Raw genomic sequence first — 14,723 nt, forward strand, 5'->3', positions numbered from 1 at the left:
GCGCGTGCGGCGGGACCGACGGGGAGCCGACGACGGTCGGCGGGGTCAGCGGGGATGGCAGGCGGCGCGCATGGCCTCCCAGCCGCCCAGCTTGACGCGCTCGCCGCGGTTCAACCGGCGGGCCAGGTCCCGCTCGGCGGCGTCCAGGTTGAGCCAGTCGGCGTAGGTGACCACCCGGCAGGCGCGGGACTCCAGCAGGTCCTCGATGCGCCGCCGCGGGGGAGGGCGGTCGGGGTCGGCGGTCAGGTCGGCGAGCAGGTTGGCGACGGTCTCGGCGGCGTCGGACTTGTTGGTGCCGACCACCCCGGTCGGGCCGCGCTTGATCCAGCCCGCCACGTACTCGCGCGGCACCCGCCTCCCGGAGGCGTCGACGATCCGGCCGCCCTCGTTCGGCACCACATGGGAGCGCTCGTCGAAGGGCAGGCCCGGAAGCGGGACGCTCTGGTAGCCCACCGAGCGGACCACCATCCCGACCGGCAGCGTCTCGAACTCGCCGGTGCCGCGCACCCGGCCGTCGCCCTGCGGCGCGGTCCGCTCCAGCCGCAGCCCCTCGACCCGCCGCGTGCCGAGGATCTCCACCGGGGCCAGCCAGAACCGCACGTCGATCCGCCGCGGCCGGTCGCCGGCCGGAGGGCCGGTCCACGCCCGCAGCGCGGCGAGGTTGCCGCGCACGCGCCGGTCGCGTTCGGCCGCCTCCGCCGAGGCCGGATCCGACTCCAGGTCCTGCGGCCGCACGTGGATCTCGGCGTTGGCCAGCTCGCCGAGCTCACGGACCTCCTTGGTGGTGAACTTGGCCTGCGCCGGCCCGCGCCGTCCGATCAGATGGACGCGCCGCACCCGGCTGCCCGCCAGCGCCTCGATCACGTGCTCGGGGATGTCGGTGTCGCGCAGCTCCTCGGCGCTCTTGGCGAGGATCCGCACCACGTCGACGGCGACGTTGCCCACCCCGATGACCGCGACCTCCTCCACCGACAGGTCGAAGTCGTGCTCGGCGGCGTCGGGATGCCCGCAGTACCAGTTGACGAAGTCGGTGGCGGCCACGCTGCCCGGCAGGTCCTCGCCGGGGACGCCCAGCCGCCGGTCCACCGCCGCGCCGGTGCAGTAGACGACCGCGTCGTAGCAGTCCAGCAGCTCCCGGCGGGTCACGTCGGAGCCCAGCTCCACGCAGCCGAAGAAGCGCACCGCCGGGTGCTCCAGCACCCGCTGCAGGTACCGGGCGATCGACTTGATCGACGTGTGGTCGGGGGCCACCCCGTAGCGCACCAGGCCGTACGGCGACGGCAGCCGATCCAGCACGTCCACCTGCACGTTCCCGTCGGTCTGCGCGATCAGCGCCTCGGCCGCGTACAGCCCGGCGGGGCCGGCTCCGACCACCGCCACCCGGATGTCAGCCATGCGCGCCATTGTGCACACCCCGCCCGCAGCGAACTGTGACCACAATCACCGTATCCGCGGGGCGCGGCGCTCGTCAGCGTTCGCGGGCGGCCGCCTCCCGCGCGCCCAGCCGGCTGTTGCGGTAGCCGTAGGCGAAGTACAGCACCGCGCCGACCACCAGCCATCCGGCGAACCGCAGCCAGGTCTCCACCGGCAGGTTCAGCATCACGAACAGGCAGGCCAGCGCCGACAGGATCGGCACCACCGGCACGAGCGGGGTCCGGAAGGAGCGCGGCAGGTCCGGCCGGGTCCGCCGCAGCACCAGGACCCCGATCGACACCAGCGCGAACGCGAACAGCGTGCCGATGTTGACCAGCTCGGCCAGCGCCGACAGCGGGATCAGCCCGGCCAGCACCGCCACCACGACCCCCACCATGATCGTCGTGCGGTGCGGGGTGCGGAACCGCGGATGCACCGCCGACAGCCACTGCGGCAGCAGCCCGTCCCGGCTCATCGCGAAGAACACCCGGCTCTGCCCCAGCAGCAGGATCAGCACCACGGTGGTCAGCCCGGCGATCGCCCCGATGCTGATCAGGGTGGCCGCCCAGGACTGGCCGACCGCCTTGAACGCGTCGGCCAGCGGGGCGTCCTCGCTGAGCCGGGTGTAGTTCTGCATCCCCACCACGACCAGCGACACCGCCACGTACAGCACGGTGCACACCACCAGCGAGCCGATGATGCCGATCGGCAGATCGCGCTGCGGCCGGCGGGACTCCTCGGCGGCGGAGGCGACGATGTCGAACCCGATGTAGGCGAAGAAGACCACCGCCGCCGCGGCGAAGACCCCCAGCCAGCCGAAGCTCACCGGCGGCACCCCGAACAGCACCTGGATCAGCGGCGCCTTCAGCCCCTCGGTCGCCGGGTTCTCCTCGGCCGGCGGGATGAACGGGGTGTAGTTCTCGGCCTTGACGAAGAACAGCCCCGCCACGATCACCAGCAGGATCACCACGACCTTGATCGCCACCACGATCTCGTTGAACCGCGAGGAGACCTTGATCCCCAGCACCAGCACCGTGGTGACCACCAGCACGATGAACACCGCGGGGATGTTGAAGACGGCCTTCTCCCCGGCCAGCTCGTCGGGCAGCGGGATGCCCATCGTGGTCAGCAGCGACTGGACGTAGCCCGACCAGCCGACCGCGACCACGGCGGCGGCCAGCGCCAGCTCCAGGATCAGGTCCCATCCGATGATCCAGGCGGGGAACTCGCCGAACGTGGCGTAGGAGAACGTGTACGCCGACCCCGCCACCGGCACGGTCGAGGCGAATTCGGCGTAGCACAGGGCGGCCAGCCCGCAGGCGATCGCGGCGATCGCGAAGGAGAACGCCACCCCGGGGCCCGCATAGTCCCGGGCGACCCGTCCGGTCAGCACGAAGATCCCGGTTCCGATGACCACCCCGACGCCGAAGACCACCAGGTCCAGGGCGGTCAGATCCCGCTTCAACCGGTGCCCGGGCTCTTCGGTGTCCGAGATCGACTGCTCGACGGGCTTGGTACGCAACAGGTTCACGTGATCCCCCGAAGCACGCGCGACGGTGAACCGTTCCACCGGTCCCGCGGCGCGCGGGGACGCCTCCCACGGGCACCGGTCTGGCCGAGTGGTCCGGTGAGGTAATGATCACCGTACGTCACCGGCCCAAACCCGCTCTTCACCGGGCTTTGCCGGAGGGGCCCGCACCGGACCCCAGCAGACTAGCGCGGGGCGGGGAGAGCCTCTCTCCCCGCCCCGCGCAGGACGCTCAGGCGCGAAGGGCGCGAACGGCCATGAACGGTTGCGAACGGTCGCGAGCGAGCGACGGAGGGCGGGAGGCGCCCGGTGGGTGCGAGGCGCCTCCCGCGCCGCTCAGGCCGGAAGGGAGGCGACCCCCGGCTCCAGGAAGCGTCGTCCGGTGACCCGTTCGGACACCCCGGTGCGGTCCAGGTAGGGAGTGATGCCGCCCAGGTGGAACGGCCAGCCCGCGCCCAGGATCATGCACAGGTCGATGTCCTGCGGCTCGGCGACCACGCCCTCGTCCAGCATGATGCGGATCTCCTCGGCGAGGGCGTCGAGCGCGCGGCGCAGCACCTCCTCCTCGGTGGAGGGGTTGGTCCCGCCGGAGAAGATCTCCACCACCTCCGGGTCGAGGGTGAGGTCGGGGCGGTAGACGCCCTTCTTGCCGGCGGCGACCATCGCGGCCAGGTTCTTCGACAGCGGGAACCGGTCCGGGAAGGCCGCGTGCAGGGTCTCGTTCACATGCAGCGCGATCGCCGGGCCGACCAGGCCCATCAGCACGAACGGCGGCATCGGCAGGCCCAGCGGCGCGGCGGCGCGCTCGGCGACCTCGATCGGGGTGCCCTCGTCGACCGCCTTGACGATCTCGGCCAGCAACCGCACCAGGATCCGGTTGACCACGAACGCGGGCGCGTCCTTGACCAGCACGCAGGACTTCTTCAGCTGCTTGCCGACCGCGAAGGCGGTGGCCAGCGTGGCGTCGTCGGTGCGCTCGCCGCGGACGATCTCCAGCAGCGGCAGCACGGCGACCGGGTTGAAGAAGTGGAAGCCCACCACCCGCTCGGGGTGCTTGAGCTTGGCCGCCATCTCGGTGACCGACAGCGAGGAGGTGTTGGTCGCCAGCACGCACTCGTCCGAGACCACGGCCTCGACCTCGGCGAAGACCTGCTGCTTGACCGACATCTCCTCGAAGACGGCCTCGATGACGAAGTCGGCGTCGGCGAAGGCCCCCTTGTCCAGCGACCCGGTGATCAGCGACTTGAGCCGGGCGGCCTTGTCGGCGGAGATCCGGCCCTTGCCGGCCAGCTTGTCGATCTCGGCGTGCGCGTAACCCACGCCCTTGTCCAGCCGCTCCTGGTCCAGGTCGGTCAGCACGACCGGGACCTCCAGCCGGCGGGCGAACAGCAGCGCCAGCTGGCTCGCCATCAGCCCGGCCCCGACGACGCCGACCTTGGTGACCTTGCGGGCCAGCCCCTTGTCGGGCGCCCCGGCGGGCCGCTTGGCCCGCTTCTGGGTCAGGTCGAAGGCGTACAGCCCGGCGCGCAGCTCATCGCTCATGATGAGGTCGGCCAGCGCCTCGTCCTCGGCGGCGAAGCCCTCGTCCCGGGTGGCGGTCTTGGCGGCGGCGACCAGCTCCAGCGCCCGGTGCGGGGCGCGCTGCGGCTTGTTCAGCAGGGCGAACCGGGCGCCTTCGATCGCCTTGTCCCAGGCCTCGCCGCGGTCGATCTGGGGGCGCTGCACGGTGACCTCGCCCTTGATCACCCGGGCGGCCCAGGTCAGCGACTCCTCCAGGAAGTCGGCGGGGTCGAACATCGCGTCGGCGATGCCCAGCTCATAGGCCTGCCGGCCGTTGATCATCTTGTTGTTGGCCAGCGGGTTGTCGATGATGATCTTGAGGGCCTTCTCCGGGCCGATCAGGTTGGGGAGCAGGTAGGTGCCGCCCCAGCCGGGCACCAGCCCCAGGAAGGTCTCCGGCAGCGCCACCGCCGGGACGCCGGAGGAGATGGTCCGGTAGGTGCAGTGCAGCGCCACCTCCACGCCGCCGCCCATCGCCGCGCCGTTGACGAACGCGAACGACGGCACCTTCAGCTCGCCCAGCCGACGGAACACCTCGTGCCCCAGCCGGGCGATCGCCAGCGCCTCCTCCCGGTCCCTGATCGCCGGCACGCCCTTGAGGTCGGCGCCGACCGCGAAGATGAACGGCTTGCCGGTCACCGCCACCGCGACCAGGTCGTCCCGGGCGGCCACCTGGTCCAGGGCGTCGTTGAGGGCGAGCAGGCCGTGCGGACCGAAGGTGTTGGGCTTGGTGTGGTCGTGCCCGTTGTCGAGGGTGATGAGCGCGGCCCGGCCGGCGCCGAGCGGCAGCTCCACCTCGCGGACGAGGGCCTTGGTGACGACTTCGTCGATGGTGCGATCCTCGCTCGCCAGTCGCGAACGCCACAACTCCACGGCAGTCATCAGGCCCCCTCGTAGTTCAGGTTCTCCCAGAGCACGGTGCCGCCCATGCCCATGCCGACGCACATGGTGGTGATCCCGTACCGGACGTCGGTGCGCTCCTCGAACAGCCGCGACAGCTGGTTCATCAGCCGGACGCCGGAGGAGGCCAGCGGATGGCCGAACGCGATCGCCCCGCCCCAGGGGTTCACCCGCGGATCGTCATCGGCGATCTTGAAGTGCTCCAAGAACGCCAGCACCTGGACGGCGAACGCCTCGTTGATCTCGATGAGGCCGATGTCGTCCATGGTCAGGGAGTTGCGGGCGAGCAGCTTCTCGGTGGCCGGCACCGGACCGATGCCCATCACCTCCGGGTCGACGCCGGCGAAGGCGTAGTCCACCAGCCGCATCCGCGGGGTCAGGCCCAGCTCGCCGGCGACCTCCTCGGCGACCAGCAGGCAGGCGGTGGCGCCGTCGTTCAGCCCGGCGGCGTTGCCGGCGGTGACCTTGCCGCCGACCCGGAACGGGGTCTTCAGCGCGGCCAGGGCCTCCATGGTGGTGTCGGGCCGCAGCGGTTCGTCCTCGGTGGCCAGCCCCCAGCCCTTCTCGGCCGAGCGGACCGCGGTCGGCACCAGGTCCTGCTGGATCTTGCCGGCGGCGTAGGCGGCGGCGGCCTTCTGCTGGCTGCGCATCGCGTACGCGTCGGCCCGCTCCTTGGTGATCTGCGGGAACCGGTCGTGCAGGTTCTCCGCCGTGGCGCCCATCACCAGCGCGGACGGGTCGACCAGCTTTTCGGCCAGGAAGCGCGGGTTGGGGTCGACGCCCTCGCCCATGGGGTGGCGGCCCATGTGCTCGACGCCGCCCGCGATCGCCACGTCGTAGGCGCCGAAGGCGATGCTCGATCCGGTGGTGGTGACGGCGGTCATCGCGCCCGCGCACATGCGGTCGATCGCGTATCCGGGCACGCTCTTGGGCAGCCCGGCCAGCACGGCGGCGGCCCGTCCGATGGTCAGGCCCTGGTCGCCGATCTGGGTGGTCGCCGCGATCGCCACCTCGTCCACCCGCTCGGGCGGCAGCGACGGATTGCGGCGCATCAGCTCGCGGATGGCGCGGACGACCAGGTCGTCCGCCCGGGTCTCGGCGTACAGGCCCTTGGGACCCGCCTTGCCGAACGGCGTGCGTACGCCGTCGACGAATACGACGTCGCGTGCGGTACGGGGCACGGTCGTCCTCCTCGGATGATCACGGCGCCGGGCACCGGGCGGCCCCGGCTACTCGCGGGTAACCATGCCCATCCTACTCGTCAGTAACCACTGGTGCGGCGGTGCTCTCTCCACGTCTCCTTCGCCCGGAACGCGGCCGTCGCACGGTGACGATCGGGCCGTCCTCGCCGCTCGCCGACGTCGGCGGCCCCTCGATCGGCCGCTCGCGCCGCGCGGCGTCGCCCGGCGGCGCGAGCGGCCGGGCCGTGTCCCGTGACGCGGGCGGTGCGGCCGTCACCGACGGCGGCCCTGGCCATGAACCGACAAAACGGTGCATCATGGGGCAATCTGCCGACGGTGTCCGGGGGGAGGTGTCCCGCCATGCCCGTGCCCCGTCCGGTCCGCGAGCGCTGCCGGGAGTTCCTCGGCCTCGATGCGGACATCCGGTACCTGTTCCCCGCGATGTCGGCCGGCGGCGGTGCGCACTTCTTCTTCGTCGTCACCGAGGACCAGGTCGCGGTGCTGAGCACCGGGCCGCTCCGACGGACCGAGCCGAAGAGCGTCTGGGGAACCTATCCGCGCGGCACCCGCATCGGCCCGGTGGAGACCGGGGCGGGCGCCGCGTTCGAGTTCGCGGGCTCCCGGTTCGAGGTGGACGAGGAGTACGTGCCCGTCATCAACGCCGCCGACGCCGAGGTCTTCGACCGCGACAGCCTTCCCCGCGACCCGCTGCCCGACCTGTGACCCGGCCCGCGGGACGGACGGCGGACCGCGCGTCGTCGCCCACTGCCACGGACCGCCACGGACGGTGCGAGGCGTCCTTGGCCTGGGGCTACAACCCGCCCTTGCTCTCCAGCCGCTGGAGCGCCTTGGCCAGGGGCGTGGCGACCAGACGGACCTGCCAGTCGCGGGCGCCGAGGGCGCGCAGGGCGCCGCCGACGGTGGCGGGGGAGACCTCCGCGGGGGGCGACCAGGCCAGGCGGCGCACGACGTCGGGCTGCAGCAGGTTCTCGGCGGGCATGGTGTGCTCGTCGGCGAGGGCGGCGACGACGGTGCGGGCGGCGGCCAGCCGCTCGGCGGCCTCGGGGTCGCGTTCGGACCAACGGTGGGCGGGGGGCGGACCCTCGCCGGGCTGGGAGGGGGCGGGCAGCTCGGCCTCGGGAAGGGTGCGGGCCCGGTTCACCGCGCGCAGCCACACCGACTGGTAGCGGCGGGCGCCGCGGTTGCGCATCGACGACAGCGCCAGCAGCTCCGCCGGGGTCTTGGGCATCTCCAGGGCGAGCTGGATGATCGCGGCGTCCGGCAGGACCCGGCCGGGGGACAGGTCGCGTTCCCGGGCCACCCTGTCCCGGGCCTGCCACACCTCGCGGACCACCGCGAGCTGGCGGCGCCCCCGCACCCGGTGGACCCCGGAGGTGCGGCGCCACGGGTCCGGACGGGGCGCCTTGGGCGGGGTGGACAGGATCGCGGCGAACTCCTCCAGCGCCCACTCCAGCTTCCCGGCGCGCCTCAGCTGCTCGGCCAGCGCGTCGCGCAGCTCGATCAGCAGCTCCACGTCCAGCGCCGCGTACCGCAGCCAGTCCTCCGGCAGCGGACGGGTGGACCAGTCGGCGGCCGAGTGCCCCTTCTCCAGCGCGTATCCGAGCACCTCGCGCACCATCGAGCCCAGCCCGACCTTGGGATAGCCCAGCAGCCGCCCGGCCAGCTCGGTGTCGAACAGCCGCCGCGGCCGCAGCCCCACCTCGGCCAGGCAGGGCAGGTCCTGCCCGGCGGCGTGCAGCACCATCTCCGCGCCGGCCAGCGCCTCGTCCAGCCCGGACAGATCGGGGCAGGCGATCGGGTCGATCAGCGCGGTGCCCGCCCCCTGCCGGCGCAGCTGCACCAGATAGGCGCGCTGGCCGTAACGGTAGCCCGAAGCCCGTTCGGCGTCGACCGCGACCGGGCCGGTGCCCGCCGCGAACGTCTCGATGACCCGCTCCAAAGCGGCCTCGTCGGCGACGACCGGGGGGATGCCCTCGCGGGGGTCCAGCAACGGCACCGCGTCGACGCCCGCTCCTCCAGAAGCGGCTTCGGTTTCAGACACTCCCACGAGCCCTACCGTACGCCGTTTACGAGCGTGTACCACCTGATCGGTCCGGCAATGCGCTCACCCCCGCCGGAGGCAGGCCCGCCACCGTGCACATCACCTCGCACCAGGCCTGCACATGCCCGGTCAGGTCCTCGCCGGTCGGCGACCAGGAGGCCCGGATCTCCAGCTCCGTCGTCGAGGGGGTGCCGCGCTTGGTGCCGAAACTCTCGGAGACCGCCCGGGTGATCGTGCCGGAGGCGTCGGCGTACCCGACGGGCTCCAGCGCCTCGGTCAGCCAGCTCCACGCCACGCTGCCGATCAGCTCGTCGGAGGCGATCTCCGGCTCCAGATCCGCCTGGATGTAGGCGACCACCCGGAACCCGCCGACCCAGCCGTCCCGGCCGGCCGGGTCGTACAGCACGATCAGCCGCCCCTCGGCGACCTCGTCGCCGTCGCGGAGCACCGAGCCCTCCAGCGCCGTCGCATGCGGCGCCAGCCGCTGCGGGGCCGGCATCTCCGCCAGGCGCAGCTCCGGCCGGATCGGATCGCCGGACAGGAACGACTTCACGGCGGACACGGCCCGCCGGAACGGGGCCGGCGCGGCGGGCCCGGCGCCGGCACGGGGTGGTCGTCCGGCGCTCATGTCCGGCCGGACGGGGGTCGGAGTGACGGGAGGTCGCACCGCACGGATCTCAGGCCGCCCGGGCACCGGGGACGGCGTCGTGGCACGTCGACGGAGTCCTCCGGCCGGGGAGCGTCGCGCCGCGCCCGGGGCGCTCGGCGTCCGGCCCGCCGCGGCTCGCGAGCCGCCCGACGGACCGACCGTCGCCGCAGGTGGAACAGTACAGAACGGGGCAGGACAACTGGGGACCTCCTAGGTTCTGACCAGCCCAACGCTGCCACGGCGGCCTGACGGAATGCGGGACTTCCGGCGGCGTGTCCAAAAGTCCGTTCGAGTGAACCTTTCGAGTGACCTTTCGATGGACCTCTGCCGCGCCCCGCCGGCCCGCGGCGCCGTCGCCCCTCCGCCGCCGCCGATCTCTCCCGGCGCTCCTCCGCGGCGCGCCGCGGCCCGCCCGGGTTGGGGGAGCGGGAGAGGATCGTGGGAGCATCGTCGGGTGGCTTCTGACACGACCGAACCCCGGACGGGCCGCGGCCCGTCCCAGAGCGCGTTCATCAAGGCCTGCCGTCGCGAGCCGGTGCCCTACACGCCGGTGTGGTTCATGCGCCAGGCCGGGCGCTCGCTGCCCGAGTACCTGCGGGTGCGCGAGGGCGTGCCGATGCTGGAGGCCTGCGCCCGGCCCGACATGATCGTGGAGATCACGCTGCAGCCGCTGCGCCGGTACGCGGTGGACGCGGCGATCTTCTTCAGCGACATCGTGGTCCCGCTCAAGGCGATCGGCGTGGACCTGGACATCAAGCCGGGCGTCGGCCCGGTGGTCGCCGACCCGATCCGGGACCGGGCCGGCGTCGCCGCACTGCGCCGGCTCGCCCCCGACGACGTCCCCTACGTCGCCGAGGCGGTGCGCGCGCTGGTCGGCGAGCTGGGCGACACCCCTTTGATCGGGTTCGCCGGCGGCCCGTTCACCCTCGCCTCCTACCTGATCGAGGGCGGCCCGTCGAAGAACCACGACCGCACCAAGGCGATGATGTACGGCGAGCCGGAGCTGTGGGCCGAGCTGATGGGCCGCCTCGCCGACCTGACCGTCGACTACCTGAAGGTGCAGATCGAGGCGGGGGCGAGCGCGATCCAGCTGTTCGACTCCTGGGTGGGCGCGGTGGCCCCGGAGGACTACCGCTCCTCGGTGCTGCCCTACGCCCGCCGCGTCTTCGCGGCGATCGAGTCGTACGGGGTGCCGCGCATCCACTTCGGCGTGGGCACCGGCGAGCTGCTCGGCCTGATGGGCGAGGCCGGGGCGGACGTGGTGGGCGTCGACTGGCGGGTGCCGTTGGACGAGGCGGCCCGCCGGGTCGAGCCCGGCAAGGCGCTGCAGGGCAACCTCGACCCGGCGATCCTGTTCGCCCCCTGGGAGGTCGTCGAGCGCCGGGCCCGCGACGTGCTGGACCGGGGCCGCACCGCCGAGGGCCACATCTTCAACCTCGGCCACGGGGTGCTGCCCGCCACCGACCCGGACCGGCTCGCCCGCCTGGCCGATCTGGTCCACGAGGCGTCCGCCCGCTAGCCGCGCGCGGGCCGGTCACGTCGTGGGCCGGCGGCGCCTTCGCAGCGTCCTGCGGCCGCCCCACACGGCCGCGCCGGCCAGCGCGAACACCGGGACGAACGGCAGCAGGAACCCGATCACGACGGCCAGCGCCCCGCCGATCGCCAGCAGCGCGCTCCAGCCCTGCCGCAGGCCGCCGAGGAAGCCGCCCGGCCCGTCGTCGACCCGGTCGGCGCCGGCGGGTTCGGGGCCGACCACGGTGAGCGCGACGGTCGCGTACCGGGTGCGGTGGGCCAGCGAGTGCTGCCGGGCCTGCAACGCCTCCAGGTCGGCCTGCCGGCGGGAGATCTCCCGCTCCACCTCGATCACCTCGCCGACGGTGTCGGCGCGGCGCAGCAGCCGCCGGAACGACTCCACGGTCGCCTTCGCCGACCGGACCCGGCTGTCGACGTCGGCGACCTCCTCGGTCACGTCCTCGGCCTCCTGGGTCAGCGACAGCCGGACGCCCAGCCGGGCCAGCGCCTCCAGCGTCGGCGTGTACCGCTCGGCGGGGATCTTGAACGTCAGCCGCGCACGGCCGCCGCTGGAGGACTCCTGCTGCACATAGCCGCCCGCCGCCGTCACCAGCCGCTTGGCCTCGGCCGCCGCCGAGTCCACCTCGGCGGCGCGGACCCGCAGATCCGCGGAGTGCACCACGGCCCGGTCGGCGATCACGACCTGCCGTCCGGTCTGCGGATCGCCGCCGGCGGCGCGGCCCCCTTCGGCGCGCTCCCGCGCCGGGGCGGGCGCCTTCGCGGCTCCCGCGTCGCCCGCCTCGCGCCCTCCGGAGGAGGCGCCGCCGCCGCAGCCGGCCAGGACGGCCGTCAGCAGCGCGGCGGCCAGCGCCCCGGAGAGCACCCTGCCTGAACGTGAACGTCCCATGCCCCTGGGACGTCCGCGCCGGCGGTGCGGACCGGCCGGTTCGGTTCCGAACCGGTCACGAGTGCGCAGACGCCGGGTCACGGCCGCCCCGTGCCGGCCGCCCGCCCCGGCCGGGCCCCGCGCGGCCCGCAAGGGGTGGGTCCTGCACGGGGGTCGCCCCCCGTCTGGGAAGGTTGAAGCATGACAGAACGGCGTTCCCCACGTCCCCATGTCGCCGTCGTGGGCGCGGGCATCGCGGGTCTGGCCGCGGCGCGGCGCCTGGTCTGCGGCGGCGCTCGCGTCACCGTCCTGGAGGGCTCCCCGCGGATCGGCGGCAAGCTCCAGGTCAGCGAGGTCGCCGGGGTCCCGGTGGACGAGGGCGCCGAGTCCCTGCTGACCCGTCGTCCCGAAGGCGTGGAGCTGCTGCGCGAGCTGGGCCTGAGCGATGAGCGGGTGCATCCCGGCGAGGCCGCCTCCGCCATCTACAGCCGCGGCGGGCTGCGACCGCTGCCCGCCGGGCAGATGATGGGGGTGCCGGGCGACCTGCGGGCGCTGGCGGCCTGCGGGGTGCTGTCCGCGGCCGGAACGGCGCGGGCCGCGTTGGACCTGGTGCTGCCGCGCACCCCGGTGGGCGCCGACGTGTCGGTCGCCGGCTACATCGGGGCCCGGCTCGGGAGCGAGGTCGTGGACCGTCTGGTGGAGCCGATGCTGGGCGGGGTGTACGCGGGCCGGACCGAGCTGCTGTCGTTCGAGGCGACGCTCGCGCCGGTCGCCGCCGCCGCGCGCACCCACCGCTCCCTGCTGACCGCCGTCCGCGCCCTGCGCGGCGCCGGGTCGCAGAACACGGGGCCGGTGTTCACCACCCTGCCGGACGGGCTCGGGGCGCTGCCCCGGGCGCTGGCGGACGCCCTGGGCGAGGACTGCCGGATCCGCACCGGGGCGATGGTGCGCGAGCTGCGGCGGATCGAGGGCGACCGGTGGCGGCTCGTCTTCGGCCCGGCCCGCGATCCCCGGACCCTGGACGCCGACGCGGTGGTGCTGGCGCTCCCGGCGCGGCCCGCCGCACGGCTGCTGGCCGAGGAGGTCCCCGCCGCGGCCCGGGAACTGGAGGCCATCGAGTACGCCAGCATGGCGATCGTCACGTTGGCCTACCCGGTGACCGCCTTCCCCCGGCGCCCCGCCATGAGCGGGTACCTTGTGCCCGCGGTGGAGGAACGCCAGGTCAAGGCGGTCACGTTCAGCTCGGTGAAGTGGCCGCACCTGGCCGAGCGGGCCCCCGATCTGATCATCGTCCGGTGCTCCATCGGCCGGTACGGAGACGAGCACGCCCTCCAGCGCAGCGACGAAGAGCTCAAGGCCGCCGCGATCGCCGAGATCGCCGCCGTGTGCGGGACGACGGGGCTGCCGATCGACAGCCGGGTCACCCGCTGGGGCGGGGGCCTGCCGCAGTACACCGTGGGCCATCTGGACCGGGTGGCCCGCATCCGCACCGCGGTCGCCGCGGTGCCCGGCCTGGCGGTCGCCGGCGCGGCCTACGACGGTCTGGGCGTCCCGGCCTGCATCGCCACCGCGCGGGCGGCGGCGGACCGGGTGATGGAACAGTTCGAGAGCCGAGGAGGAGCCGACCATGACGACGGACAACGAGAGCAGGCCGACACGGGGGGCCAAGGCGCGCGACCTTAACCAGGTCATCCGTTACACGATGTGGTCGGTCTTCCGGGCGGTCCGTCCGGTCGACCGGGCCGAGGAGGCCGCCCGTGAGGTCGAGGACCTGCTCGCGCAGGCCGCCGGGAAGGACGTGACCACGCGCGGCGTGTACGACGTCAGCGGGTTCCGCGCCGACGCCGACCTGATGTTCTGGTGGCACGCGCCGACCACCGACGACCTGCAGGAGGTCTACGGCCGGTTCCGGCGCACCGCTTTGGGCCGGTCCTGCGAGCCGGTGTGGTCGCAGGTGGCGCTGCACCGCCCCGCCGAGTTCAACAAGAGCCACATCCCGGCGTTCCTGGCCGGGGAGGAGCCGCGGGCGTTCGTGTGCGTCTACCCGTTCGTCCGCTCCTATGAGTGGTACCTGCTGCCCGACACCGAGCGGCGGGCGATGCTGGCCGAGCACGGGAGGATGGCGCGCGGCTACCCGGACGTGCGGGCCAACACCGTGGCGTCGTTCGCGCTCGGCGACTACGAGTGGATGCTGGCCTTCGAGTCCGACGAGCTGCACCGCATCGTCGACCTGATGCGTCACCTGCGCGGCTCGCAGGCCCGCCGGCACGTCCGTGAGGAGACTCCCTTCTACACCGGCCGCCGCAAGCCGGTCGCCGAGATCGTCGCGGCGCTCCCCTGAGCGCCGGCGGCGGCGTGCGAGGGGCCGTGACGGCTCAGTAGGGTTTCCGGGCGTGACAGAACGACCGGCTGGACGTCATGCGAAACCCCCCTCGCGGTGGCGCGCACGGGCCGATCGGGTCGTGGACACGGCGCTGGAGGCGTGCGGTCGGCGCAGGGGCGCCGTGATCGGGATCGGGGCGCTGGCGGCGGGGCTGCTGGCGGCGGCCGGGGGCGTGGCGGTGCTGCGGCCCGAGGAGGAGACGGCCGCCAAGCCGCGGGCGCATGCGGCGGCCCGGCCGGCGACCCCGTCCCCGACGCCGCCGACGGCGGCGGTGCCGCCGGCGGCCGGGGACGTCGATCCCGACGCGATGCCCGAGGCGGCGGCCTACTTCCGGGTCAAGGACCCGGACGGGAAGGTCGCCCGGCACGTGGTGGAGGTGCGCCGCAGCGGCGAGTTCCTGCGGGTCTACACCGATCTGGACGAGGAGGAGGAGAACGCCGAGGCGGCGATCGCCCTGTGCGAGTGGGCCGTCGAATACCTCGAGCGCTACGACGGCGGGGACGAGCCGATCGTGCCGATCGTGTTCGTGCACGCGAAGGAGAGCGACAACGGGCACGTCGTGCTCGCCAACAAGCAGAGCGCCGACGACGACTGCCGGGTGTGACGCACCCGCTGAGGCGCCGCGCGGAACGCGGCCGACGCCCGGGCG

The 14,723-nt window shown here is 73.8% G+C and carries 12 protein-coding genes; 5 read left to right on the plus strand and 7 right to left on the minus strand.

Features of this window, described 5'->3' with window-relative positions:
* Positions 1 to 45 precede the first annotated feature (45 nt).
* The 4 genes from EIO00_RS13185 to EIO00_RS13200 form a co-directional block, all read right to left on the minus strand.
* Positions 46 to 1,404, minus strand: coding sequence for an FAD-dependent oxidoreductase (locus EIO00_RS13185; RefSeq protein ID WP_140178689.1), 1,359 nt, complete (start codon positions 1,402 to 1,404; stop codon positions 46 to 48).
* Between the two features lie 64 nt (positions 1,405 to 1,468).
* Positions 1,469 to 2,944, minus strand: coding sequence for an amino acid permease (locus EIO00_RS13190; protein ID WP_140178691.1), 1,476 nt, complete (start codon positions 2,942 to 2,944; stop codon positions 1,469 to 1,471).
* A 333-nt stretch (positions 2,945 to 3,277) separates the two neighbouring features.
* Entirely contained in the window at positions 3,278 to 5,383 is a 2,106-nt protein-coding gene (locus EIO00_RS13195) for a 3-hydroxyacyl-CoA dehydrogenase NAD-binding domain-containing protein (RefSeq protein WP_140178693.1), read from the minus strand.
* Entirely contained in the window at positions 5,383 to 6,582 is a 1,200-nt protein-coding gene (locus tag EIO00_RS13200) for a thiolase family protein (RefSeq protein ID WP_140178695.1), read from the minus strand. Before EIO00_RS13200 ends, EIO00_RS13195 begins: the two co-directional genes overlap by 1 nt.
* A gap of 360 nt (positions 6,583 to 6,942) precedes the next feature.
* Between EIO00_RS13200 and EIO00_RS13205 the strand changes: the two genes are divergently transcribed.
* The gene (locus EIO00_RS13205; RefSeq protein WP_140178697.1) at positions 6,943 to 7,305 is read left to right on the plus strand and encodes a hypothetical protein; all 363 of its coding nucleotides are present in this window, start codon (positions 6,943 to 6,945) and stop codon (positions 7,303 to 7,305) included.
* Between the two features lie 88 nt (positions 7,306 to 7,393).
* On the opposite strand, the gene EIO00_RS13210 is transcribed toward EIO00_RS13205, so the two are convergent.
* Together EIO00_RS13210 and EIO00_RS13215 are read right to left on the minus strand one after the other, a co-directional pair.
* Positions 7,394 to 8,650 (minus strand): ribonuclease D, encoded by a 1,257-nt coding sequence (locus tag EIO00_RS13210; RefSeq protein ID WP_140178699.1) that lies wholly within the window; start codon positions 8,648 to 8,650, stop codon positions 7,394 to 7,396.
* A gap of 19 nt (positions 8,651 to 8,669) precedes the next feature.
* Entirely contained in the window at positions 8,670 to 9,272 is a 603-nt protein-coding gene (locus EIO00_RS13215) for a DUF3000 domain-containing protein (protein ID WP_140178701.1), read from the minus strand.
* Between the two features lie 475 nt (positions 9,273 to 9,747).
* Between EIO00_RS13215 and hemE the strand changes: the two genes are divergently transcribed.
* Positions 9,748 to 10,812: a uroporphyrinogen decarboxylase gene (hemE, locus tag EIO00_RS13220; protein WP_140178703.1), complete on the plus strand. Its 1,065-nt coding sequence runs from the start codon at positions 9,748 to 9,750 to the stop codon at positions 10,810 to 10,812.
* A gap of 15 nt (positions 10,813 to 10,827) precedes the next feature.
* On the opposite strand, the gene EIO00_RS13225 is transcribed toward hemE, so the two are convergent.
* The gene (locus EIO00_RS13225; protein WP_161602716.1) at positions 10,828 to 11,712 is read right to left on the minus strand and encodes a DUF4349 domain-containing protein; all 885 of its coding nucleotides are present in this window, start codon (positions 11,710 to 11,712) and stop codon (positions 10,828 to 10,830) included.
* Positions 11,713 to 11,892: 180 nt separating this feature from the next.
* Here EIO00_RS13225 and hemG point away from each other — a divergent pair, with 180 nt between their 5' ends.
* From hemG to EIO00_RS13240, 3 genes are all read left to right on the plus strand, one after another.
* The gene (gene hemG / locus EIO00_RS13230) at positions 11,893 to 13,374 is read left to right on the plus strand and encodes a protoporphyrinogen oxidase (RefSeq protein WP_140178708.1); all 1,482 of its coding nucleotides are present in this window, start codon (positions 11,893 to 11,895) and stop codon (positions 13,372 to 13,374) included.
* Positions 13,319 to 14,032 (plus strand): hydrogen peroxide-dependent heme synthase, encoded by a 714-nt coding sequence (gene hemQ / locus EIO00_RS13235; protein ID WP_140178710.1) that lies wholly within the window; start codon positions 13,319 to 13,321, stop codon positions 14,030 to 14,032. The genes hemG and hemQ overlap by 56 nt, the downstream gene beginning before the upstream one ends.
* Positions 14,033 to 14,153: 121 nt before the next feature.
* Entirely contained in the window at positions 14,154 to 14,678 is a 525-nt protein-coding gene (locus EIO00_RS13240; RefSeq protein WP_140178712.1) for a hypothetical protein, read from the plus strand.
* Positions 14,679 to 14,723: the final 45 nt, after the last annotated feature.

This window comes from Thermomonospora catenispora (assembly GCF_006363815.1).
Classification (GTDB): Bacteria; Actinomycetota; Actinomycetes; order Streptosporangiales; family Streptosporangiaceae; genus Thermomonospora; species Thermomonospora catenispora.